This window comes from Achromobacter sp. GW823-FHT04E03 (genome assembly GCF_058796095.1).
In genome coordinates, this window is sequence record NZ_JBXAIJ010000002.1 from 1,402,351 (window position 1) to 1,427,326 (window position 24,976).

Here is a 24,976-nt window from a genome sequence, read left to right on the forward strand (position 1 = left end):
CATAGCCCGCAGTCTAGGCGGGACCTTGCGGGCCTGCACAATAGAAATTACGCCGCCGGGTATGCGGCTTGTCTATGGCGGGATAACCCTGACCTGTCTGTCAACCGACAGCTTCAGCGCGCTGCGCCGCGATCTGCTTCAGATGGTCCACCAGGCGCTGGCAGGCCGGCGTCAGCGGGCGGTCCGCGCGCACCGAGTAGCCCACGTCGCCGAATGCGCCGAAGGCGTCGGTGGGCAGGCGCGCGAGCATGCCCGTGGCCAGGAACGGCGCTGCCGCGTCGTAAGGCAGCAGCGCCAGCGCGTCGCTGTGCATGAGCACGCCGATATTGGTCAGGAGCGATAGCGATTCGACATGCCGGGCCGGCAGGCGCAGGCCGGCGTCCAGGAAGCTGCGCTCGATCGAAGCGCGCAGCGGCGAGCTGGCGGCGGGCAGGATCCAGATGTGATCGGTCAGCGCGGCCAGCGGTGCGGACGGCGCGCCGGCCAGGGGATGGGCGGCGCGCGCCACCAGGCACAGCTCCTCGCGGTACAGCTTGTGATGGTCCACCGCCACGCCGGAGATCGATGCCATGTCGGCGCCGGGCAGGCGGCCCACCACGATGTCCAGGTCGCCCGTGGCCAGCGCCGGCAGCAACTGGGAGGTCGGCCCTTCGCGCACGCTGACCTGGATGCCGGGGTGCGCGGTCATCAGGCGCGCAATCGCCTCGGGCAGCAGCTTGGCCGACGCAGCGATGAGCGTACCCACCACCACATGGCCGCTGGCCCCGCCCAGCACCGCGTCGATGTCGTCGGCCATGTAGCGGATCTCGGCCATCATGGCCTGGACCCGGCGGCCCAGCACCACGGCCAGCTCGGTCGGCGTGACGCCGCGGTTGGAACGGTCGAACAGTGACGCGCCGAAGAAGGTCTCCAGTTCGTGGATGGCCTTGGTGACGGTGGGCTGGGTCAGATGCAGCTCGCTGGCGGCGCGCGACAGCGAACGGCACGCCAGCACGCGCTCGAACACCTGCAACTGGTGCAGCTTCAGCTTGCGGCTGAGCGCGTTGGGCGTGATGCGGAAGTCCGACATGCGCCGCTAGCGCGCCTGCGGCTTGTAGGCGACCGCCTTGATCTCGATCAGCAGCTGCGGGTGCGGCAGCTGATGCACGGCGACGGTGGTACGGGCCGGACCGTCGGAGTCGAAGTACTCGCCGTACACCTGGTTGTAGCCGCCGAAATCATTCATGTTGACGAGGAAGGTGCTGATCTCGACCACGTCGGCCAGCGTCGCATCGGCCGTGGCCAGGATGTCGCGAATGTTCTCGATGACGGCGCGCGTCTGCACCCGGATGTCCAGCGTGGCGGTGCCCATGGCGTCGACCTCGGCGCCCGCGATGCGGTTGTCGGGCAGGCGCGAGCTGGTGCCGGAGACATACAGGAAATCGCCGGCGCGCTTGATGTGCGGATACTTGCCGCGCGGCGTGGCCTTGCCGGCGACGACGGTGGCGCTGACGCCGGGCTGGCCGGGTTGACTGGTCTGGGACTGGTTCATCGCGTCCTCCTTTGCGTGGGGTGGGTCAGAGCTTAATGCAGACATTGGTGGGTTCGGTATAGAAATGCAGCGAATGGCGGCCGCCTTCGCGCCCGATGCCCGACAGGCCGCTGCCGCCGAACGGCGTGCGCAGGTCGCGCAGGAACCAGCAGTTGACCCAGGCCAGGCCGACCTTCATGGCCTGCGCCACGCGGTGGCCGCGCGTGAGATTCTGCGTCCAGACCGCGGCGGCCAGGCCGTAGCGCGTGTCGTTGGCCAGGCGGATGGCTTCTTCTTCAGTGTCGAAGGGCGCCACGTGGCAGACCGGACCGAAGACTTCCTCCTTGATGCAGCGGGCGGTCTCGGGCAGGCCGGTCCAGATCGTGGGTTGCACGTAGGCGCCTTCGTCGCGCGCGTCGCCGAACACCGGCACGCCGCCGCCGGCCACCACCGTCGCGCCTTCCTCGCGCGCCAGGGCGAAGTACGACAGCACCTTCTCGCGATGCTCGCGCGACACCAACGGTCCCATTTCGGTGGCCGGATCCATGGGCCAGCCTATGCGCAGGGCTTCCGCGCGCGCCGCCAGCGCGGCGACGAAGCGCTCATAGATCGGGCGTTCGACATAGACGCGCTCGGTGCACAGGCAGACCTGCCCGCAATTGGCGAACACCGATTGCGTCACGCCATCCACCGCGGCATCGAAATCCGCATCGGCAAACACCAGCGCCGCGTTCTTGCCGCCCAGCTCGAACGACACCGGCTTCACGCCCGGCGCCACGGCCCGCATGATGGCCGCGCCCGTGGCGGATTCGCCGGTGAAGGTGATGCCGTCGATATCCGGATGCGTGGTCATGAATTCGCCCGCCGAGTTCGGCCCGAAACCATGCGCCAGGTTCAGCACGCCGGCCGGCAGCCCGGTTTCATGCGCGACCTCGGCCAGCAGCGTGGCCGTGGACGGCGTGACTTCGGACGGCTTCATGATCACCGTATTGCCGAATGCCAGCGCCGGCGCCACCTTCCAGGTCAGCAACAGCAGCGGCAGGTTCCAGGGCGAAATCACGCCCACCACGCCCAAGGGCTTGCGGTAGGCGTAGTTCAGCGCCTGCCTGCCGTCCGGGGTGTCCGTCATGTAGCTTTCCATGTCCAGCGTGCGCGCCAGTTCCGCGAAAGCGCGGAAATTGGCCGCGCCGCGCGGGATGTCGATCTTGCCTGCCCAACCCACCGGCTTGCCGGTGTCGCCGATTTCGGCCTGCAGGAAATCGTCGAAGCGTCGCGCGATGCCGTCGGCCAGGGCCAGCAGATGATCGGTGCGCGCGGCCACCGACAGCCCCGCCCAGGCGGGCAGGGCGCGGTGCGCCGCCGCCACCGCGCGGTCGATCTGGTCGCGGCTGGCTTCGTGGACCTGGGCGATCAGGCGCCCGTCCACCGGGCTGTGCTTGTCGAAGGTGGACGCGCCGTCTTCGAAGCGGCCGTCGATGTAATTGCGCAATTGTCGGATCGTCATGTGCAGGGCTCGGTCTGGATGCAAAATAAATACGTATACGTACTATATTTTGGATCATAGACAGCGCCCCGTCTCAAGTCAATGCGATTCCGAAGCCGTCAGCGTCTGCCATTCTTCCTTGTCGATGCGGCTGACATGCTCCGTCCGGTAGTCGTTCATGAACTGATTGAACTTGTTCTCCTCGGTGTGATGGTGCTTGAAGCCGCACTTTTCCTGGGCTCTGCGCGATTTCTCGTTGTCGGCGAAATAGCCGCACCATAGCGCGTTGAAGTTCAACGTTTCAAACGCGTGGCGCATCAGTTCCCTGACGGCTTCAGGAATCAACCCCTGGCCCCAGAACGGTACGCCGATCCAATACGCGATTTCGGCTTCGTCGTCGGCAATTTCGAAATTGCTGTCCTTCCCCATGAGCAACGCCACCAGGCCTATGACGGTGTTGTCTCCCTTCTGTGTCAAGGCATAGGCCAGTGGCCGCGAAAAAACCGTCTGGATGATCTCCCGGCTATGTTCGACGCTTGTATGAGCAGGCCAGCCCGCGGCGAGGCCGATCCGTTCGTCGCGTGCATACGCAAACAGGCTCGGCGCGTCGTCGGTGTGCCAGGGCCGCAAAATGAGGCGTTCGGTGCGCAGCATGATTTCCCTTCCTTTCAGCAATGAAAACAGCAGCCGCAATTCTAGGATCCGAGGGCGCAACTGATAATAGACAGGGTTGAGCAGATTAGGTAATTTTGAAAACAAGATTGCGGGAATTCATGGGCGATGATTTAAAATTTCAGCGTAAATGAAAACGCTCTCTCAGCTCTCGGATACAGGCATCGAAGACCTGGCCATCGGCCTCAACAGCTTTGACGAACAGGTGGGTCACCCCTTGGCGTTGGCGTATGTGGTGGTGTTGATCTGCCGTGAGGGCAGCGCCGAGTGGGAAGTGAACTTCAAGCCGCACCGGATGAAGAAAAATGATCTCCTGGTCCTGGCGGAAGATTCCATCGCGCTCATCAAACGCAAGTCGGATGACTATTCATGCGCCTGCTATTTGATGAACCGGTCCATCGCTGCGGAGATTGCGCACGCCCTGCCCAACAGCCTGTTTTCCTTCTTGAGCCGTTCGCCGTTCTTCGCTGCCGAAAAGCTGTCGCCGCGGTATTCAAAGGCCTGGGAAGGCCAGGCGGCGCTGATCCATGAGCAGTGCGTCACCTACCAGCGGACCATGATCGTCAACCACGTCCAGAACCTGTTCTTGTGGATCTGTGAAAAGACAGACGGCCTTGGGGCCGGCATGAGGAATGACTTCAGCAGATCGGAAGCGGTCTGCTGGAAATTCTGGGAGCTGATCTCGATGCACTGCGTACAACAGCGCGGGGTGGCGTTCTATGCAGGGCTGCTGCATATCACTCCATACTATCTGTCGCAGTTGAGCAGGAGGTTCTTCAACGACGCGCCCAAAACGCTGATCGACAGGCAGGTCGTGTTGGAGATAAAAAAGCGCCTTACCCAGCCCAGGAAATCCGTGCAGCAAATTGCCGAGGAACTGCATTTCGCCGACGCCTCCTATTTGGGCAAGTTCTTCAAGCGCCATACCGGCGTGGGCTTGACCGACTACCGGAAAGGCAGGGCATGATGAAGTCTGAAAGGGGCGTGAGCTATCTTATGGACCCGCGCAGCAATGCCATGATCGCCGACATCCATCCCTTGGAAGCCCGATGACCGCTAGATCCCGACGTATCCCTCCCGACCCGGCCGCTCCCCAGGCCTTGCAGGCGTTCGACCTGACCCAGGTCGCGTCCCATCTGCTGCGCCGGGCCCATTTCCGGGCCGAAGCCCTGTTCGCCCAGGCCTTTCCCGACGAAGACCTGACCCCGCGGCAGAAGGCGCTGCTGATCACCGTCTACCAGAATCCGGGCGCGACCCAGAACCGCATCGCCGAGCTGATCGCGCTGGACCGCAATTCCTTCGCTGAGATGATCGCGCGCATGACCAAAAAGGGCTACGTGCGCCGTAAGCGCTCAGCCCAGGACGGGCGCGCCTATGCGCTGGAGATCACGGAAGAGGGCATTGCTCTGTTGGCGCGCATTCTGCCGCAGGATGCCGCGGTCGAGGCGGAGGTCCTGGCGCCCATCCCTGAGGATTTGCGGCCCATGTTCCTGAAATGCCTGCGCCTGATGGCGGGGCTGGAGCAGCAGGACGATGCCTGAGCGCGTCTGATTCAGGCGTCCACTGCAGGCGCCGAGTCCGACGCGGGTGTGCTCTTCCTGCCGAAGCGCAGCGCGAACTGGCGCGTGAACACCGCACCGAAGAAGAAGATCTGCGCCGAATAGTAGATCCACAACAGCAGCGCGATCAGCGACCCCGCCGCGCCGTAGGCCGACACCGCCGCGCCCCGGCTGAGATAGACGCCGATGCCCCACTTGCCCACCAGGAACAGCGCCGCGGTCACGATGGCGCCCGGGATCACGTCCGGCCACGAGATCTTCGCGCTTGGCAGCAGCTTGTAGATGACCGCGAACAGCGCCACCACGATGGAGAAGGAAAACAGGCTGGAAATCCACTCCGCCACCAGGGCGAAGGACGAAGCCGTCCAGAGATCGCCGTAATAACCCCGTGCGGCTCCAAGCGCGGCGTTCACCGTCAGCGATATCAAGAGGAACAGCGCCAGCACCAGCACCAGGCCGAACGACAGCATGCGGCTGCGGACCATGCCGTGCAGCCCGCCTTTCTGGTTGGCGGAGACTTCCCACAGTTCGTCCAGGCTGGCCTTCAGTTCCGCGAAGGCCGTGGTGGCGCTGAAGATCAGCACGAAGATCGAGATCAGCGCCGCGATCCAGCCCTTGCCTGATTCATGGGCGCTGGCCAGCACCGTCTGGATGACTTCAGCGCCGCGCTCGCCGGTCAGCTCGCGCAGTTGTGAGAACAACTCCGAGCGCACCGCGTCTTCGCCGAAGAACGCGCCCGCCACCGCGATCACCAGGATCAGCATGGGCGCAAGCGAAAACACCATGTACAGCGCCAGCGCCGCGCCCTTGCTGGAGGCGCGATGGGTGGACCACTGTTTGGCCGAGTCCATCAGCAGCCCGCCGATTTCGGACGGACGCAGGGCGCGCAACAGGGTCGGGGGCAAACGCATGGGACTCGGCTCGTTCTGGGGGAGCCTTCATTGTAGGGACGCATGCGCTGCGGCGAAACCCGCAGATTGTGCGCAACGTGTTCTTTGGCGAGGCCGCGTTGCGGAAAAAGAAAAACCCCCGGGGCGAAGGACCGGGGGTTTTTCGGGATACTGCATTCCCCGGCCGGAGCCGGGGAGGCCTTGCAAGGATGGCGGGACTTAGAAGTCCATGCCGCCCATGCCGCCCATGCCGCCGGGCATGGCCGGAGCAGCGGGCTTGTCTTCGGCCAGTTCGACCACGGCAGCTTCGGCGGTCAGCAGCAGGCTGGCGACGGAAGCGGCGTTCTGCAGGGCGGTGCGGGTCACCTTGGTGGGATCCAGCACGCCTTGCTCGACCAGGTCGGTGTACTCGCCGGTCGCGGCGTTGTAGCCGTAGTTACCCTTGCCGTTCAGCACGGTGTTGACGACCACGCTGGCTTCTTCGCCGGCGTTGGTGACGATGGTGCGCAGCGGCTCTTCCACAGCACGCAGGATCAGCTTGATGCCGGCGTTCTGGTCAGGCGTGTCGCCCTTCAAGTCAGCGATGGCTTGCTTGGCGCGCAGCAGAGCAACGCCGCCGCCAGCCACAACGCCTTCTTCCACTGCAGCGCGGGTGGCGTGCAGGGCGTCCTCGACGCGAGCCTTCTTTTCCTTCATTTCGACTTCGGTGGCAGCGCCAACGCGAATCACGGCAACGCCGCCGGCCAGCTTGGCCACGCGTTCTTGCAGCTTTTCACGGTCGTAGTCGGACGTGGCTTCTTCGATCTGGACGCGGATTTGCTTGACGCGAGCTTCGATCGACTTGCTGTCGCCAGCGCCGTCGATGATGGTCGTGTTTTCCTTGCCCACTTCGATGCGCTTGGCTTGGCCCAGTTCAGCCAGGCCGGCCTTCTCCAGCGACATGCCGGTTTCTTCGGAGATCACCGTGCCGCCCGTCAGGATGGCGATGTCTTCCAGCATGGCCTTGCGGCGGTCGCCGAAGCCAGGAGCCTTGACGGCGGTCGTCTTCAGGATGCCGCGGATGTTGTTCACAACCAGGGTAGCCAGGGCTTCGCCTTCGACGTCTTCAGCGATGATCAGCAGCGGACGGCTCGACTTGGCAACTTGTTCCAGCACGGGCAGCAGGTCGCGGATGTTGCTGATCTTCTTGTCGAAAATCAGGACAAACGGATCTTCCAGAGCGGCAACTTGCTTGTCCGGGTTGTTGATGAAGTAGGGCGACAGGTAGCCGCGGTCGAATTGCATGCCTTCGACGACGTCCAGCTCGTTTTCCAGCGACTTGCCGTCTTCGACGGTGATGACGCCTTCCTTGCCGACCTTGTCCATCGCGTCAGCGATGATCTGGCCGATGGAGGTGTCGCTGTTGGCGGAGATCGAGCCAACCTGAGCGATTTCCTTGCTGGTCGTGACCGGCTTGGATTGCTTCTTCAGTTCAGCGACGGCGGCGGCGACAGCCTTGTCGATGCCGCGCTTCAGGTCGATCGGGTTGAAACCGGCGGCAACGTACTTCAGGCCTTCCATGACGATGGCCTGGGCCAGCACGGTGGCGGTGGTGGTGCCGTCACCGGCGTTGTCGGAGGTCTTGGAGGCAACGTCCTTGACCAGCTGGGCGCCGATGTTTTCGAACTTGTCCTTCAGTTCGATTTCCTTGGCGACGGACACGCCGTCCTTGGTCACGGTCGGGGCGCCGAACGAGCGCTCCAGCACGACGTTGCGACCCTTGGGGCCCAGGGTGGTCTTGACAGCGTTGGCGAGAACATTCACGCCGCGGACGATGCGCACGCGGGCGTCGTCACCGAACAGTACTTGCTTGGCAGCCATTTCTTAGCTTCCTTCGAAAATTCGTTTGAGGCGGGGTTTACTGGACCACGGCGAGGATTTCGTCCTCGCGGATGACGAGCAGCTCTTCGCCGTCAACCTTCACGGACTGGCCGGCGTACTTGCCGAACAGCACCTTGTCGCCAGCCTTCAGGTCGACCGGCAGGATCTTGCCGTCTTCGGTCTTCTTGCCGGGGCCGACGGCCACGACTTCACCCTGGTCGGGCTTTTCAGCGGCGCTGTCGGGGATAACGATGCCCGATGCAGTCTTGCGCTCGTTTTCGAGGCGTTTGACGATCACGCGATCGCCCAGGGGACGCAAGGCCATGAGGAACTCCTGTTGCAAAAAAGAGAAGGAAATGATCGGTTAGGCCCGGGAACGCTTGTTAGCACTCACCGGTGTCGAGTGCTAATTATAGGGATGATGTTCTAGGGTTCAAGGGGGAGGGGGCTGGTTGTTACATATTGGGGAGCTGTATGGCGTCTAACTTCATTGAGGCGGAAGTTAGACGAGCAGCCGGCAAGCACGGCGACTGTCGAAATTCATCTAATTTGGGATTTACGTCATCCAGTTTGGGAATCGAGAATTTTCGATATGCAAGCGCTGGTGCGGCCTCCAGCCGGATTTCGTCCCTCTAGGTCCGATTTCGTGTGTCATGCACTGGCAATGCCGCCCGTCAGCCTCGGGGTGAAGCCTCCGTGTGGCTGGCAACCCGAGGCGCCTGACCTGTGTGCGACGCCCGCCAGGCCCCGCTTTGGCCGTGTACGCCAAATACGGGTGGCGAACGACCGTTGCTCTCTACCTGCTCTGCAATTGGACGACAGGTCGATTCCGACCCATCGCAGCCGTTGGGGCCGGCCTGGCCCATGGCTGCTTTGCAGCGATTGCAGCCGATCATGCCCAGTCTGCCCGTCGATAGGTGCTTGACGGCTTGCCGTTGCTCATGTAGTGCTGCGCGATGTGGGTCGACCTTGCCGACGCTGCGTTCGCAGCGAAGGCCATTGTTGCGAGTGTGCTGACCTGTGTGCGGCACTCTGTCATCTTCATACGACGCTCGCTGTCATTCCGAGAGTCGTACTAGAAAGATTCGTATTCAGCGACAATGAGCTTGACGCCTAGGGAGCAAGCCGCCGTTGACAGAGTGCGATTTCTTCGCCAATTTCAGCAACCGCTCGCCCTGGTACGTGGCAGCGCACCGTCTTCAAAAATGACCGGCTGCTGCAGGTGCGTGCAAACAAGGGCCTGCTGCACATTTATGAGCGCTAGCTGCCGCATGAGTGAACTCCGCAAAACGTTCGCGAGCCGTTACGGACGGCTCCAAGGATTCGCTAACTGGTTGGCAGATAATCGGTTTTCCTCGATCGTCACAGGCGCGAAACCCTCCTAGGGGCTGGGAGCACTAGTCAGGGGTTACCTTATATGATCCAGGCGCCGGAGGACACCCCGGAACATGCGTTACTCTATTGCTTTTCCTATGCTGCCCCTCTTCGCGCCTTGACAATGACGCCCTCCCCCAATGGATCTCCTACCCCGATGCCTTCTCGTTGCCCCGAGGAAGGCGATGAGGCGTTCGCATGACGACCACCCTTTTGCACATCTCCGATCCGCATTTCGGAGATCCAAAAGGTGTTCTAAGTCGTCAGGAGGTGAGCCAAGTCCTCTTGGCTTTGCTCCACAAGACTGGCCCTGCCGTCTTTGTTGTTCTTTCCGGCGATATCTCGTTCAAGGGTCAAGCCCAGGGTTATGCGGAGGCACGAGACGCACTGTTTCAGGTCTTTGAGGAGACGAAAGTTCGGCGAGATCGGCTCATCGTGTGCCCGGGAAACCACGACGTCGTGAAGCGCGAAACGGGTATTTCCCTTTTCGAGCCCTTTGACGCTTGGAGCGCGAGCTTGCGCCGTGACAAGGGTTGCACGTTCAGTAATCAGTCGTGTCGCCGTTTGACTTTCCCCGAGGTCGACTTTTTGCTGATCAACAGCGCCTTCCACGGAGACATTGAGTTCGGCCTGGTTGACCTGACAAAGATGGAACCGGTTCTTGCCGATATGGATGCCCCTCCCATTCAGGATTTACCTAGAGTCGCCGTGTTGCATCATCATTTGGTTCCGTTTTCGCGCGAAGACATCTCCACGACCCGGAACGCGTACAAAGTTCTCACTCGCTTGGCAGAGTGCGGCTTTTCGCTTGTCCTGCATGGGCACCAGCACGCACTTCTCGAACTCGGCATGGGAGCGGGTTCGATGAAGGTTCACGGCGTTAGTTCGTTCAGGTATATCACGCCGGGATTCGTCAATGGCGCGACCATTTACCGTATCGACGAGTCTAAGCGGGTCACCGCCGAACACTACGCGATCTCCAAGGACGCGCCCAACCTTTTGAGATACATCAAGGACTGTTGAGTCGAACAAAAAATGCAGAATGCGAAATTCATAGTTTTCGAAGGCCTGGATGGCTCGGGCACGTCGACTCAGGCAAATTTGCTCGAGAGGCGCCTCGTTAACGAGGGTCATCGATGCCATCTGACCTCCGAGCCGTCCGCCGGTCCCGTCGGTCAGATGATCCGTCAAGCTTTCAAGGGGCGGCTCCGCTTCGCCCAGGCATCGGAGCGGTTTGATCAGCAGATGGCCCATCTGTTCTCCGCAGACCGCTTCGACCATCTCTATAACGAATGGGACGGCGTGATGCCGACGCTCGAGCGCGGAACGACCGTGATCAGCACGCGGTACTTCTTCTCCTCCTACGCGTATCATTGCACTCGCGAACAGGACTGGACGCTAGTCGAGCGGCTGAACCGAGATTTCCCAAACCCGGACCTCTTGGTTTACCTGCGCAACCCTGTCGCCGAGTCGTTGCGCCGGCTGCAGTCCAGAACGACGCTGGACAGCTACGAAACGCCTGACAAACTTGTGCAGGTCGCGGCCAACTATGAGCGCATTATTGATGAATATCCCGGCCGCAAACTCGTGCTTGATGCAACTCGACCTCCACAGGATATCCACGAAGAAATCGTGAAAAGCGCCAAGGAACTGTGATGGGCGAGAATGGACTCTATGATGCGCACGCCGACATGTTGGGCAGCGTAGAAAAGACCGCGAACAAGGAAGTCTTCAACTGGCATTGGACCGTCGATATCCCCGCGTCGGATCTGGATAGTGTGAGGATGACAGACGTCACCGAGGAGGCGGCGCAGTGGCGTCAAGCGATCCGCCCGGCCGACATGCACTTCACGCATGCAGAGTACTACGGCGACGGCATCCGACACATCGTTGACGAACTCAGACACAAGCCCACCAGCAATCGAGCGCTCTATTCATTGCTGGCGCAAGATAACATCAGCAAATCCGGCGACAATCCGATACCGTCATTTCTGACATTTCAGTGCTCGATCGAGAAAGGGATTTTGTATTGCACTGCGACCTTTCGAGCACTCGAAGTTAGCAACTTTCTGAGAATCAACCTGGAGGAGATTCGGCAGAATCTCGTCGAGATCTGCACAGAGCTTTCGGCGATCGAAACAGTCCGTCTGCACATATTTGCCTTCCACGCATACGTTCGCAGTGTCTCAGGCGCGGCACTGAGACGACCCAAGATTGATGTAATGTTCGAGCCTGAACTTTTGATCTTGATGCAAGATGGTGACGTGCGCGAGCTCGACAAGCTGCTTGGGGAGGTGGCGCAGTCGACGACCGCGGTGTCGGAAGAGGGACTTGCATCGATGCTTCGCATCTTCAAAATGGAAGAGAAGGCGCGTCTGCACGCCAGCATTGAAGGCAAGCGAGGGCTCCTGGTGCCCCAGTTGACGCAAGCAGTCCACGCGTGCAAGGACTTGGCATCGGCTCGCAAAGGCGCGTCTCGCGGCATTCGTACGGCGGAGAAGATCAGGGCATTCCAGGCCGCTGTGAACAGTGTTCGCGAAACCCTACTGCTGGAATAGGAGCTGTCGATGGATTTCGCAACCCTGGTGCGGCTTCAGAGTGACTTCGACAAGGGTCACGGGGTGACCAAACCTTTCTTCGTCCCCATCTCCTCGAACAACCTCCAGGAGCTTGAGCATCTTGTGGTGTGCATGGTTGGTGAGGTCGGCGAATTTGCTAACGAACTCAAGAAGGTCGTACGTGGCGATGCGCCCTACGAGGAGCGCAAGGCCGCCCTCGCCGAAGAGTTGACGGACACCTTCATCTACTTGATCAAGATTGCGGCGCAGACAGGTATCGATCTGGAATCCGAGTACCTGAAGAAGCTTGAGAAGAATCGGCAACGCTTCCCGCTTTTGGAGGGGCCGTGATTGTCATTCGTGGCCTTTCCCCGAACGAGGCATATCGGCGGCTGCTTGCGCTCGCCACACAGCACGATTGGCCGCTCGAAGCCTCGCGTGTAGGCCCATGTAGGGACCTGGGGGCGGTCACCGTGGAACTGGATGGTGGCGGTCGCACGATCTTTCTATCCGGCCGCGGATGGAATCCGGCCTTCGCTATAGTAGAGGCCGCGTGGATTGTCTCAGGGCGCAACGACGTCAAGCCTCTTAAACAGTTCATCGGAAGCTACGACCGATTTTCGGACGACGGTCAAACCTTGCATGGCGCATATGGATACCGCTTGCGCCATCATTTCAAGCGCGATCAGATCGAGGCGGCTATCGATGAGTTGACTTCAAGCCCTGCATCTCGTCGAGTCGTGATGACCTTGTACGCTCCGGACGACCTCGGCCTAAATTCGAAAGATATCCCCTGTAATACGCAGGTGACTCTGCGCCTCGTGCGTGGCCGTCTGGAGATGACGGTGTCCAATCGTTCGAACGATCTATGGTTGGGAGTACCCTATAACTGGTTTGTCTTTCGAGTTCTGCAGCATCTCATCGCAGATAGACTCGGTGTTGCATGTGGCGTTCAGCGCCACGTTAGTAGCTATGTCCACCTTTACGAGACAGACTTCATCGCTGCTGCCCGAGTGGCCACCATCAACAGAAAGGTCGATCTTGAGCGCAAAGAAGCGGCGCTCGGCGGGTTGGATGTGCTGGGGTTGCTGCGTGACGCAAGCGCTTTGACTGATCTTTCATTCAACTCCTTGACGAGCACGCAACTGATTGACTTCTTCGCTCGCTTTCGATTTTATCGCAGCGCCAACTTCACAGGTCCGGATCTAACCCCTGCGGAGGACATCCTGACCGAATCCCTCGATCGATGGAATCTCGACCGCCACTTAAGAAGGGGCAACAACATGACTCAACCGCTCACATACAACCCGGAGACCGAAACCGGGCTGCAGATTCAACAATGGGTGTTCGCGACTCCCGTCGACGCCGTGATCGAGCGACTTAACGTGGTCGCTCAAGAGGCGATGCCTATGCTCCGCGAGGCGTTGCGTTCTGAACTAGGCCAGGGGCTACGCATCGATTTTGAAGATGCGGCGTCGGAGCGCCGGGCGGCGATGCACTTCGTGCTGGAACTGATCTTCGGAACCCTCGATCCTGCCCTCGTGAGATCGCCGATCGGAGATAAAGTACGTGACCGTATCACAACAATCTCCACCGCTGCCGGCTTGCCACAGTCACCGCTTCGCCACCGTGAACTCAGCGACGAACGATTGAAATACTTGTTTGGCGCAATACTCGCTTGAGCGTAGCGCCATTGTTCGGCGAACCATGATAGCGGCTGCAACGTAGGAGCAAACCTTGTTCTCCTTGGCGAACCGCCCGCCGCGGGAAGTTAGGCTAATCAACGGCAGCAAGAAACCGCGCCATTGCTCATTTGGTCATGGGCTATGTTGGAAAATAGAAGATGGACTAGTGTCAGCTCAGGCACTCGCGACCATGTCGAAGGTCCGGCAGAGCATTCGGTGGTTCAGTCCGAGTTACAAGGACGTTTGGCGAAGACAGTGGATTTGTACTGCTCGACCACTGGCTGAACGCGACAGCGCCAGTCAGGCACAGCTGAGCGTGTGCAACCCCGGCGTTCCTGCTGGACAGATCTACGTCATCCTCACTTCGAATAGGCGGCGGTGAGAGCTGTCGCTTGGACGTTGGCTGCTGGCGAGACATGATGTTCGGGCGGATGATCGTGAACGGCTGCAATCAGCCTGAAGCTGTCACTGGCAGCGGGATTTCAAGGACAGCTTTTGGCTGTGCATTCAACCGGTCGTTGCAACACACTAGAGGCTGCGCAAGCAGAAGAGGTGTTGCAAATGAAGCAGAGACCTCGAATCTACTACACCGAAAGTCAGAAGCTCGTGATGTGGGAGCACTGGCGAAAGGGTGACTCGCTTCAGCAGATTGCTCAACTATTTGACCGAAATCATTCGTCAATTCAGAGGATTCTTGCTGAGACGGGCGGTATTCAACCCGCGCCGCGCTGTCGATCATGCCTTGCGCCGTCTTTGGCAGAGCGTGAAGAAATTTCTCGGGGCCTGGTCCGCGGTCAATCGATTCGCTCCATCGCCATAGGGCTCAGGCGTGCGCCCTCAACCGTCAGCAGAGAGATCAAGCGCAATGGCGGGCAGTCGGAATACCGCGCCAGCCAGGCCGATCAAGCGACGTGGGACAGGGCGCGTCGCCCAAAACCCTGCAAACTGGCAGACAATTGGCGTTTGGCGCAGTTAGTGGCGGAGAAGTTGGCTTTGCAATGGTCGCCAGAGCAATCGCCGGTTGGCTGAAGCGCGCCTACTGCGGGGACGAGGCCTGCCAAGTGTCGCACGAGACCATTTATCGGACACTCTTTATCCAAGCGCGCGAAGCCTTGAAAAAGGAGCTCGTAGCGCATCTGCGACGTACCCGAGCCATGCGCCGATCTCGCCACCATACACAAAAGACGGATGACCACGGGCGGATCGTGGATGCGATCTCGATAAGCGAGCGCCCGGCCTCAGCGGAGGATCGAGCCGTACCAGGCCACTGGGAAGGCGACCTGCTCTTCGGAAGTTGTAATAGTCAGATCGCCACGCTGGTCGAAAGGCAGACGCGCTACCTCATGCTGATCAAGGTGGCAGCGAAGGACACCGAAACGGTCGTAAATGCGCTGATCAGGCATGCTCGGAGGTTGCCTCATGAGCTATACAAATCTCTGACGTGGGACCGAGGAAAGGAAATGGCTGCGCATAGCCGGTTCACTCTAGCCACAGATATACAAGTGTTCTTTTGCGATCCACAGAGTCCCTGGCAGCGTGGAACCAACGAAAACACCAATGGCCTCCTCAGGCAATATCTGCCAAAGGGCCTCGAACTCAGCGACTACTCGCAGAACAGACTAGATGCTATTGCTAGATGCTTGAACGAGCGTCCGCGAAAGACTCTGGGCTACGAAACGCCAGCCGAGCGATTTAACCAAGCTGTTGCAACGACCGGTTGAATGCACACTTAAGTGCAGTGGGTGCAGTGAACCGAGTCCAAACGTCGTTTTCAGATCGCAAGCCGCCCTTCAACAGCGGCGGATTGCGGCCAGTCGCAGACGTCCATACTCGCGATTAAAAAGACATTCGAGTGCCGGTTATTCTGTAAAGCGGCCACCGCGGCCAACTCAGAGCGCAGAATGCTTAGGCTGAGACACTTTCGCGAAACTGGGGCCTACGCAGACGGTGGCAACCGCGCTGCCGACCATTCCGCGCAACCATGCATCGCATCGTCCACATACTGGATGAAGTCGTCGTATAAATCCCTTATATCCCCTTTGCTGACCGTAGGATCATCTCGGTTCTTAAACGTCCATTCGATTAGTTGATCAAGATTGCTGGTCGTTATAGATCCGTTCTCTACGAAGAAAGGAGAGTACATATTTCCCCTGCCGGGACACAAGACGCCACGAGAGAGTTCACCAACCCAAGAGGACCACTTGACGGATGCCAATTTGTGGAATCGTGCTGTGACCGGAAGCGCTAACCTGAGCCCCGGTGTCAGATTCGCTAGCAGCAGATCGACCAAGGCCGTTCGATCCCATGCCTCCTTATTTTTGGTTATTCCAATAACCACTCCCTTTTTCGTAACGGATTTGATATACCCCCTGTATCCTTGATGAACTATAGCCTGAAAGAAAATAGAAATTGAATCGTACGTACATGACCGATACGCACCCTCAAATACGACATACCGCGGACTATAGTCGCCAAATGCTTGATATAAGTCCATTCCACCTTCAAGCATGAGCCCGATAGTGGGAGAAGGAGGTTTCTGTTGCTTGGGTGCGAAAATTAGGCGTCTTCCGCCGTAGTTGCCGTGATTCGCCCACATCATATTTAGATAATCATCGGAATATGGATTATCCAGTGCCAGCAGCGTTGCCGATAGCATGGCTTTGTGTGCGTCGTCTTTACTGCTCGCAAATAGAATTTTTGCAGTGGAAACTATCGACGGAATTAATTCGCCAATTACGTTGAAGTCGCGAAGTTCACTTCTATTTACTTTTAGAATTGAATCCGCTTGACCAAAAATATTCACATGAACTTCGCAAGGAATACTCAGACTTCTTTCGCGGTAGCCTACTCTTTGTCCTTTAAAATAAAGATGCAACCCACTGGCTGGCGATTCAAGGTTAAATGCAACCGCAACGCCCGCATCCGGGTGGTATCGCCAGGTCAGTTCGGAACACATTCGGGGCTGGGGAGCTCCATTGATAGAAACGGGGAGAGGGACATTATCGAGCATATCCTCGAAATACGATGGCTGCCTGCCAACTATGGGATCGAAGAATTCATAAGGCTGCCTACGAATACCGAACGTACGTTCTTTCTCCGGAGAAATATCGAGTTCAAGTGTTGTCCCGCACCGCTTCGCCGCCGCGAACGAATTTTCCCGCTGTACGTAAATCGAGCCTTCTTCCGGCCCAACCGGGTTCGACATGCGGATAATTAACTCCTCTCCGTTTGTGATACTTTTTGTTTTATATAAAATCTCGTCGGTTAACGTAAACGCACTTTGTAAACCGATACCGAAGGCGCCCGATGGGCGCATCCATGTGGGCATGCGAGCGTAGACTGCATGCTTCCAGGTTCCTTGAATTGATCTACCTATCTTACACATCCCCTTAAGGTCATCCCGACTGATACCAATGCCACTATCTCGAATCTTGATCTTTACCGAACTCCGGCTTGCTGTAATTTCCGAGGCCGATCGTATGATCGTTATTTCAATTGGATATTCGTTAAGAATTTTAACGATCCTTGGATCATAGGGGCTATCGTCCTGTCGAATTGTCATGTCACGTGGTAGGTCATTTGCCTCGCCCTCACCGTGCCTGAGCCATACGTATAGAAGTGTCGCGTCGATGGCATTTTGCAAAAGCTCTCGAAGCGCGTCCCTATGCGATGTATAAAGTCCGGCCCCCTGAAGTAGCTCCATCACTCTCGGCTGATCTAGTTCAAAATGGGGGCGACTGGAATTTTCAATGAGCTCGTATCCCTTAAGCTCTGTCGTGATATTTCCGATCGTTGGCAGCAATCCGAAGCGATTATCGGGAGATATATCAGCCCAATGAGCCATTTGCCACGCAATTTCCCGCCTCAGATAATCGAACCATTTCTCGGATTCGACATAGCCATCATAGGTCGAGCAAACGGCATGCACCTCAATCCGTTCCATGTCTATCCGGAGATGTCGGATCGCGAGGTGCTTATCGATGTGTGCGTGAGTAGCTGGTGGCAGTTGTCCCGCCACTTGCAGCATGACCGGGCAGAATCTATTGTCGTCGAGATCGAGCAAGTCCCCTAGACGCAACATAGAGGCAACAAATCGAGGATGAATTTTATCCTTACCCAATCCGGATGCGACAGCGGGCAACTGCATCAACTCCGCATGACCTTTTCCGTGCATCGCACAAATGTCACTAAGTAAGTAGAACATTCGTTTGGGTATTAGTTCATTTCTAGGGGAGTTAAGGCCGATTGTCGTGACTGGTTGGATGGCAATTCGGGCGGACCGGTCGGCGTGTTTTCTACGGTAGTATTCCGCTAGTAATTGACTAACATTGGCGATCCAATCAAGGGGATTCTCGCTTCTAGCAAGAGATTCCATGGGATTGGCGATGCCAAGTCGTAATTCATCGAGTGAGAATTTTCCATTGAACGTATTTTGTTGGGAGGCGACGAACGACCGGAAATCCTCGCTTTCCCAGTCTAGCTCCTTTTCCTGTTGAGTTACGACCATTCCGATATCATGGAGATATGCAGCTTCTAGCAGGAGCCAGACATCACTGCCACTCAACTGAGATATCCGCGATGACCCGAGAATTCTTTCAATGTTGACGAGAATTTGTGTTGAGTGCGATTCATCATGACGACTGTAATGTGGGAAAAGATTGCCCACACTTTGCAAGGCTTTCCCTATTAATCGTTTGTCAAATCCCCACTGTGCTACCAGCGGTGCAAGAGTGAGGTCTTTGGCGCTGCACTCATCTAATCGCTGCTCAAATAAAGTGGCCAATATGTGCCTCCTTCGGTGAAGAGTTGTAGGCTACCAGATGGGCTACTTTTGCGGTTTGGGGGGCGAATCTCAGGTCGTCGGACGTGGTGGAGAGCGGCCGTTGGGCGCCCTGCAACCGCCATTGCATTGGCATCACCCTGAGCGGCCGTGGGGGGGGGGCGGCAGCGCTCTGTCGTCAAAGACGGCTTCCGGTCACAATCGAATAATCACAGCACGTTCTCGGCTGACTGCTTCAGATTGAACGGAGTCATTCACGACCAAGCTCTCGAATGACCGCGTCCATCGCGCAGGCCCATACTTTGCAGCAGAACGGCGCTCGATGAGTTAGCAGCATGACCATCTGGTGCTTGACGCTCCGGTTGACGCTGAAGCCGTTCCCTTGATTCAAGTTGGCACCAACTATCCAACTCCAATTCCATGGCCCCGAAAAAACCAAAGAAGCCGAACCCCTCCGCCCCCGCAGCTCCTGCAACGGCCCCGGCGGAAGGCGAACGCCGAGCACTCCGTGGATATATCGGCCAGTATGAGCGAGCGGGCGCTGCCATCTACGCAGCGCTCGAGCGCGACGAGCTGCGCTGGATCGGCGTCGCCGACCGCAACGCGGGTATCGCTGACGACCTAGTACTCGGTTTCGATGGATTGGTGGTCGGCCACCAGTTCAAGACGTCCAAATTTCCGGGAACTTTCACAGTTGAGACGCTGTTTACTGGCGCCAGTGGCCTCTGGAAGCCCATGGTTCATGCTTGGCAGTCCCTGCGCAAGGACAACCTGGGAAGCCGCGTCGAGATTCGCTTGGTCGTTAACGACTTTCCGTCGACTACTGACAAGCCAGGCGACGGCGCGCCCGCTCACAGCGCGGCATTCCTTGAAGAGTTCCGGCAGCATGCAAATCGGTCGCTAGCGGATTGGTTCATGTCGGAATGGAGCCGACTGATCGATCTCCTGCGCCGGGAAGCTGGCCTTAGTGATGGTGACTTCGAACGGTTCTTGCAGGACCTCCGTGTGGTGTGCGGAGCTGCGGCGGACTTCGTCCAGTCGCACAAGCTGAACGCCGAACAGGCTAGACAGGCATCTGAGATTGCCAGCGTACTGCCCAAGCTGGTCGTCGACGCACGGGACAAGGACAGGTGGACGCGTGACGAGCTGCTTCGTGAGCTTGGCTGGCGCGATCCCGCCAAGACGTTGCTCATCCATCGGTTCCCAGTCGGCGCCTATGTCCAGCGCAACCGCGACACTGAGGTCAAGCTACTGGCCGCGCTGCAAGCCACCAGCCAGGGCTATGTCTCACTCATAGGTCCGCCTGGCTCCGGGAAATCCACCCTCCTACAGGTGGCGCTGGCCACCGAAGCAAATACCCGGCTCGTCCGCTACCTGGCGTATGTGCCGGGCGCTGCCCAGGGCGTCGGGCGCGGAGAGGCCGATAACTTTTTGACCGATGTCGGCGCGCAACTGCGCAATAGCGGTTTGATCGGGCTGCGTCTTCGCGATGACTCGCTGCATGAGCGGCGCGAACAGTTCGGCATCCTGTTGCGGCAGGCCGGGGAGCGCTTCGACCGCGACGGGATCCGAACGATCGTCGTCGTCGACGGGCTCGACCATGTTCCCCGCGAAGAGCTGCCGACCAATTCACTGCTGGGGGAGCTACCTCTTCCGGCGGCCATCCCGAAGGGGGTTGTGTTCGTCCTCGGCACGCAGCGGTTAGATCTTGCGAATCTGAAGCCCGCCGTTAAGGAACAAGCGGAGAAGAGCGAGCGTCTGGTCCTCATGAGCTCCCTAGGTCGCGAGGAAGTCGCTCGGATGGCGGATGCGCTTGGCCTGCCTGTCGACATTCCGCGCTTGGAGTTGAGCAAGCTCACGCATGGCCACCCGCTAGCAACGCGCTACTTGATTCAGGCACTGTTGCACGCGGATGAAGCCGGCCGCACGCACCTGCTCAGTGGCGGGATGCCGTTCGACGGTGACATTGGGACCGTGTATGCCGCCGCCTGGCGAGAAATCGCAAGCGACAACGATGCAATGGACGTGCTTGGCTTTATCGCCCGGGCCGAGGCACCCATGGACCTGCGGTTGTTGGCCACGGTGGTCAAGGAGTCTGCGATTGAGCGAGCACTGGTCGTTGCACGGCACCTGCTCCGCAGCTCATCCCTGGGATGGAGGGTGTTCCACAACAGCTTCAGGCTGTTCGTCATCGCCCAACCGCGAGTTCGCCTCGGTAGCGTCGACGACGAATATTCCCGGCGCGTATACCGCGACCTCGCCGAACTGGCAAAGAACGCGCCGCAAGAATCCGCGCAGCGGTGGCTTGAGTTGCGCTACCGCGCCCGTGCTGGGGACGGTGCCGATGTACTTGCGTTGGCAATTCCCGCTCGCTTCAGGCAACACCTGGCCGATGGGCGTTCTATCACCGAGATCCACGCTGATATCCGGCTAGCTCTGCTAGCAGTGCGTGAAACGCACGATGCGACGGCCTTCACAAAGCTGTTGCTGTGTAGTGACGAAGTGGGCAGGCGCGAAACAGCCCTTGAATATGCCAACCAGCTTCCGCTCGCGATGCTGGCAGTCGGGAACATCGATTCAGCCGTCTCTTTCGTGCAGTACTTTCCCAGCCAGGGCTACGAGGTAGTCGACGCCCTGTTGGCGCGAGGCGACTTCGAGCGCGCGAAGGAGCTATTTGAAAATCTAGAACCACTATCGCAGCTCCATACGCCCAAGTTCCAGAACTACGGGAACGAACACAACATCAACGAATTCAAGAGGTGGGCGAGGCGCGCCGTCCATTTCCGAGATACAGAGCAGATGCAGGCAGCGATTGACCATCTCGCCGCGGAGGGGCTACGCGAGGCCGAAAAGGTGGATCCAGAAACTGTCGCCGCACTGCGCCGGCATTTGCGGACGGAAGCCGCAGAGGCGACGCTCCTCCATAAGGTTGACGACGATCCACAAGACCTCTGCAGCGAGCTCGGGGTATCCGACGAAGACAAGCCTTCTGTGATGGTTCACGCAGGGCTATTGGCAAGTCGGCGTGGCGCCATTGCGCACGCGCTTTCTCTGTTCGATGCCGCTGTCGTCCTTCCCGGCTTCGGAGAGGTGCCCAATGGCGACCGCCGCCGTATGGCACTGATTGCATGCCAAGCTGGCCGTCGTGACCTAGCCGAGGTGCTGTTCGATAAGTTGGTAGCGCCGATGATCTCCATGTGCGACGACGAGACGGACCTGGCTGGGCTGGGTTATCTGGTCGGCGCGGTGATGCATCACGTGAGGCTTTGTACGATGCTTGACAAACCGTTGCCGAGTGTGGTGCCGTCGAAGCACTCCTTCCTTCATCCGTTCCAGCAGCGCGCGTCGACGATAGGCGTACTCCTAGGTCGCGCCGCTGTCGACAACGCGGCAGTACAGGCTGGCAGCATCCAGGCCGAAGCCCGCGTTGCCCTTGGGTCCGTGCTACGTCTGACTTCAGAAGCCGGTAGCGAGTCATATCGCATTCAGCAGGCATTCAAAGCGATCCCTGTGCTTGCGAAAGTGCTACTTAGGCTCGGCGCCAAATGTGGCGAGGATGAGTACCGCGCCGTACTTCGAGCAGTTGATGCAGCCATCGCCTCATCTACGCTGGGGGGTACTGCATACCTGCGGCGCCGGTTGGCCGTCGATGCGTATCGGGTTGACGGTGACCGTGCGGGGGCCGTCGACCGGCTCAACGCCCTCGTGACGGAGCTTCAAGAAAGCACGCCGAGTGAACAAATTGACGGGTTGGCGGATCTGTCCATCGCGTTGGCTGCGGTAGGGGACGTAGAGCGGGCGAAACAGTTGCTGGCGACAGTTCCCGAACAGTGCCTTGGCTACGCGCTACCTCCCAAAAAAGATCCACAGTACGCAATCTGGCGGGACATCCTCGTCCTTGCGAACACCGCTGACCCGGAGGGCCGTGTCAAGCGGCTCTCAGGCTTGATACGCCAGGTCAGCGGCATGACCGAAACGGAAGGGTCTTCGGCCGCGCACCGCCTGACAATGTCGCTGATTGAGGAAGCGATGCAGGTCGGGCCTCGCTTCGGTTTCGAGGTGTCAAAGGCATTGGCAGATTGGTATCTGATTGGCTGGCCGAACCGCGTCGATCTACTCATGAAGGGGATGGCCCGGCGAAGCCCTGACTTCGTCTTGCCTTGCGCTACCGTCTGGTGCGGGCTCTGCCTACCGTTCTACATGGAACCGCACTACCGGGATCCGTACCACGTGGGCGACTTCATCGATGTCGCCGCCGACGCGGCAGGCCCCGGCCAGATTGAGCCGCTCACACTGATGCTATTGGGGGCGATCGAAGTAGTCAGCAGAGCACATGAGAGGGTCGGACTGCTCCGGCGTCTTCGCACCGCGGCCGGAAGACATGGGCTCTCTTCCGCGGAGCTTGATGCCGCTATCGCCCGATGGAAGTCAGAAGCGCCGGACCCACGATACTCGTCTACGCCCAGCAAGTACGACTCTGCGGCTACTCTTGAGGAGCTTGAACTCGAGTTTGAAGCGGATGGCGATGAACTGAACTACAACGCCGCGTACCGATTCAGAGATCTTGCCGAGAAAGCTCCACTTTATGCGGTGCGGAGGATGTTTGAGCGTTGGAAAGTCTTGCGGGACGACGCGCGCTGTCGCTTCCTGATGGTGAAGCGGTTGGCTGCGGCGGGTGAAATTGAGTACGCCAAGAAGCTGATTCAGGGCTATGAGACGAGCAAGGACCCCTGGCGGGCCTGGAGCCAATGGATGGGGGGCGGCAAGTTCCTCTATTTTGAGGCGAAGAAACTCTTGGACGGGCCATCCACATCTGCTGTCGCCTTCGAGAATATCGTCGATTCGGTGACGGCGGGCGAGGAGAATATCCAGTCTCTGCTGACAGAGCTGGATTCGATATTGCCGGTAATTAGCGCGACGCCTGACTGGCCGGCCATATGGTCGCTGCTTGAGGAGCAGATGGCCTGCACTCGCGAATTCCAACTGGGACGGTCATTCCAGCCGAGCGAGCACCCACTCAGCGAGACGGATCTTCTGGAGGACTTGCTGCACTTTGCCTATCAGTTGCCCGTTGCCGAGGTTCAGCGACACGCACGCAACTGCACTCTGCGCTTGGCAGGCCAAGCAGGACATGGTCAAGCTTTGTTCAAGTCTCTTATGCGGCGACTTCTGACCGGCGATTCCGATGCCCCCCTGCGCGCGCTCGGAACGCTGCTGGCTTTTGACAGCGCGGGCCTAACATCCGAGCTGGGCACTGCCGTGGCTGCGTTGGTCAGTCACCGCGATGTATGTGTAGCAGAGTCAGCCGCGATCTTGTCACATCGGTGGGGGGTGACAGTCTCAATGGACGCGAAGCCACTGCCGCTCTTCTATAGCCTCGAACTGGAGTTCCCCTCGGAGGGCGACAATGCCTTCAAGGACGAGAGAACTGGTGCGATGCGAGTCGAGTCGTCGCTTGGCTGGACCGAGATGCTGCGCTCCACAGCAAGGCACCTTGCGCAGGCGGCAGGTATCGACGAGATGACAATCCGCCAGCGCGCGGCGATGTTCATCCAAGATTGGGGCGGACTTGAGGCATTCGGGCCTTCTGGTGTCAAAAGGCTAGAGGCTCAGCTTCGCGCCCTCGAAATGCAGATCACATACCTGAAGCCTCACGCCTATATTGCGATTGCCGCCCTTCGTCACGTTGCGGGAGAACTGCGGCTGGCGGGTAAGCTAAACGGCCGCGACAGGCCGACGCTGTTGGAGCGTTTGGGTTGCCCCTTGCCGCCTCGGCCTTCGACGTTCCCGCAAGCGCGCCCCGAATGGATCCGCATGCCGCTGTTCGACCGACACGCCGGTTGGTCCGAGCGAGAGAAGAAGTGGGTTGACGAGGTCGACAGCGACGTTGCGTCTTTCCCGGCACACCCGGACGGCCAAGTTGTGGCTGAGGTGTCGCGTATCAAAATCTTCAAGCCACGCTTGTCAGAGCATCGTCTCTATCGATTTCGAGCACCATCGGCACATACTGACGGGGAAGACTTCGACCAGTGCTATGAAACGTTGCCCCTCGCGGTCTGGCTGGGTCAGCACGTCGCCCTCGACGATGAGCTGGCTCCAACGCTGGTAAGACGAGTTGTTTGTTCCGTGGACATGGGCTTTGATGTAGCGGCCTATCCGTTCGCGTTGTGCCCGAACTGGGTGATGAGGCTTCGTTGGCGCACGCACGACGAAGAGCCGAGCGTCTTCCTCAACGCGGGTGGGGCTGTCGTCGCAAAGCTCTATTGGTGGCGTGACGCCGGCCCGGTTGACATCGATGCGGAGGCTATGTGGGGCGAAGGTTGCTACCTAGTTCTGACGCCAGCAGGCCTCGAACAGCTCGCAGCTACCTGCGGGAAGCTGGACCTGGCCATCAACGTATTTGCAAGCAGGCAGATCAATCAGCCCAGCCACTACGGGCAATCTCTCCTAAAGACGGCGAAGAGCAGCTATTCGGTTTAGGCTGTCCTCATACAGCTGCGATGTCAGACGAGAGAGCCCAGGCCGACGCTGGCCTATCGCTCTCATACTGGGTTACCCGAAAGCGCCCCTAGCGTCCTGATTGCGCGACCGTGGCCAGCTTCTGA

The 24,976-nt window shown here is 59.1% G+C and carries 16 protein-coding genes and 1 pseudogene; 9 read left to right on the forward strand and 8 right to left on the reverse strand.

Annotation, left to right across the window (positions count from 1 at the left end):
* Positions 1–100 precede the first annotated feature (100 nt).
* The 4 genes from AC1RHV_RS17750 to AC1RHV_RS17765 all read right to left on the reverse strand — a co-directional run bounded on the left by AC1RHV_RS17750 (position 101) and on the right by AC1RHV_RS17765 (position 3,647).
* Positions 101–1,069, reverse strand: a complete 969-nt coding sequence (locus tag AC1RHV_RS17750) for a LysR substrate-binding domain-containing protein (protein ID WP_175160369.1) — start codon at positions 1,067–1,069, stop codon at positions 101–103.
* A 6-nt stretch (positions 1,070–1,075) separates the two neighbouring features.
* Positions 1,076–1,531: a RidA family protein gene (locus AC1RHV_RS17755; protein WP_492301513.1), complete on the reverse strand. Its 456-nt coding sequence runs from the start codon at positions 1,529–1,531 to the stop codon at positions 1,076–1,078.
* A gap of 25 nt (positions 1,532–1,556) precedes the next feature.
* On the reverse strand, positions 1,557–3,014 hold the full coding sequence (locus tag AC1RHV_RS17760) for a 2-hydroxymuconic semialdehyde dehydrogenase (RefSeq protein ID WP_492301515.1): 1,458 nt from the start codon (positions 3,012–3,014) through the stop codon (positions 1,557–1,559).
* A gap of 78 nt (positions 3,015–3,092) precedes the next feature.
* Entirely contained in the window at positions 3,093–3,647 is a 555-nt protein-coding gene (locus tag AC1RHV_RS17765) for a GNAT family N-acetyltransferase (RefSeq protein ID WP_492301517.1), read from the reverse strand.
* A 148-nt stretch (positions 3,648–3,795) separates the two neighbouring features.
* Here AC1RHV_RS17765 and AC1RHV_RS17770 point away from each other — a divergent pair, with 148 nt between their 5' ends.
* On the forward strand, positions 3,796–4,632 hold the full coding sequence (locus AC1RHV_RS17770; RefSeq protein WP_175212584.1) for a helix-turn-helix domain-containing protein: 837 nt from the start codon (positions 3,796–3,798) through the stop codon (positions 4,630–4,632).
* Positions 4,633–4,714: 82 nt separating this feature from the next.
* A complete protein-coding gene (locus tag AC1RHV_RS17775) occupies positions 4,715–5,206 on the forward strand; it encodes a MarR family winged helix-turn-helix transcriptional regulator (protein ID WP_192329326.1) in 492 nt (163 codons plus the stop codon).
* 11 nt (positions 5,207–5,217) lie between these two features.
* Here AC1RHV_RS17775 and AC1RHV_RS17780 read toward each other — a convergent pair whose 3' ends face one another.
* The 3 genes from AC1RHV_RS17780 to groES all read right to left on the reverse strand — a co-directional run bounded on the left by AC1RHV_RS17780 (position 5,218) and on the right by groES (position 8,299).
* The gene (locus AC1RHV_RS17780) at positions 5,218–6,135 is read right to left on the reverse strand and encodes a YihY/virulence factor BrkB family protein (RefSeq protein ID WP_492301520.1); all 918 of its coding nucleotides are present in this window, start codon (positions 6,133–6,135) and stop codon (positions 5,218–5,220) included.
* A gap of 198 nt (positions 6,136–6,333) precedes the next feature.
* Positions 6,334–7,974: a chaperonin GroEL gene (gene groL / locus AC1RHV_RS17785; protein ID WP_054451905.1), complete on the reverse strand. Its 1,641-nt coding sequence runs from the start codon at positions 7,972–7,974 to the stop codon at positions 6,334–6,336.
* 37 nt (positions 7,975–8,011) lie between these two features.
* On the reverse strand, positions 8,012–8,299 hold the full coding sequence (gene groES, locus AC1RHV_RS17790; protein ID WP_006221616.1) for a co-chaperone GroES: 288 nt from the start codon (positions 8,297–8,299) through the stop codon (positions 8,012–8,014).
* A 1,247-nt stretch (positions 8,300–9,546) separates the two neighbouring features.
* Here groES and AC1RHV_RS17795 point away from each other — a divergent pair.
* The 6 genes and pseudogenes from AC1RHV_RS17795 (at position 9,547) to AC1RHV_RS17820 (ending at position 15,312) form a co-directional block, all read left to right on the forward strand.
* Positions 9,547–10,371 (forward strand): metallophosphoesterase family protein, encoded by an 825-nt coding sequence (locus AC1RHV_RS17795; RefSeq protein ID WP_492301521.1) that lies wholly within the window; start codon positions 9,547–9,549, stop codon positions 10,369–10,371.
* A 12-nt stretch (positions 10,372–10,383) separates the two neighbouring features.
* Positions 10,384–11,004 (forward strand): dTMP kinase, encoded by a 621-nt coding sequence (gene tmk / locus AC1RHV_RS17800; RefSeq protein WP_492301522.1) that lies wholly within the window; start codon positions 10,384–10,386, stop codon positions 11,002–11,004.
* Positions 11,004–11,906 (forward strand): hypothetical protein, encoded by a 903-nt coding sequence (locus tag AC1RHV_RS17805; protein WP_492301524.1) that lies wholly within the window; start codon positions 11,004–11,006, stop codon positions 11,904–11,906. The genes tmk and AC1RHV_RS17805 overlap by 1 nt, the downstream gene beginning before the upstream one ends.
* Before the next feature lie 9 nt (positions 11,907–11,915).
* On the forward strand, positions 11,916–12,257 hold the full coding sequence (locus AC1RHV_RS17810; RefSeq protein WP_492301526.1) for a MazG nucleotide pyrophosphohydrolase domain-containing protein: 342 nt from the start codon (positions 11,916–11,918) through the stop codon (positions 12,255–12,257).
* Positions 12,254–13,588 carry a thymidylate synthase gene (locus AC1RHV_RS17815; RefSeq protein ID WP_492301528.1) on the forward strand — a complete coding sequence of 445 codons (1,335 nt, stop codon included), beginning with the start codon at positions 12,254–12,256 and terminating at the stop codon, positions 13,586–13,588. Before AC1RHV_RS17810 ends, AC1RHV_RS17815 begins: the two co-directional genes overlap by 4 nt.
* 564 nt (positions 13,589–14,152) lie before the next feature.
* Positions 14,153–15,312 (forward strand): annotated as a pseudogene (locus tag AC1RHV_RS17820) (IS30 family transposase).
* 215 nt (positions 15,313–15,527) lie between these two features.
* On the opposite strand, the gene AC1RHV_RS17825 reads toward AC1RHV_RS17820, so the two are convergent.
* Positions 15,528–18,374 (reverse strand): HD domain-containing protein, encoded by a 2,847-nt coding sequence (locus AC1RHV_RS17825; RefSeq protein WP_492301529.1) that lies wholly within the window; start codon positions 18,372–18,374, stop codon positions 15,528–15,530.
* Positions 18,375–18,791: 417 nt separating this feature from the next.
* Between AC1RHV_RS17825 and AC1RHV_RS17830 the strand changes: the two genes are divergently transcribed.
* Positions 18,792–24,851 (forward strand): ATP-binding protein, encoded by a 6,060-nt coding sequence (locus AC1RHV_RS17830; RefSeq protein WP_492301532.1) that lies wholly within the window; start codon positions 18,792–18,794, stop codon positions 24,849–24,851.
* Positions 24,852–24,976: the final 125 nt, after the last annotated feature.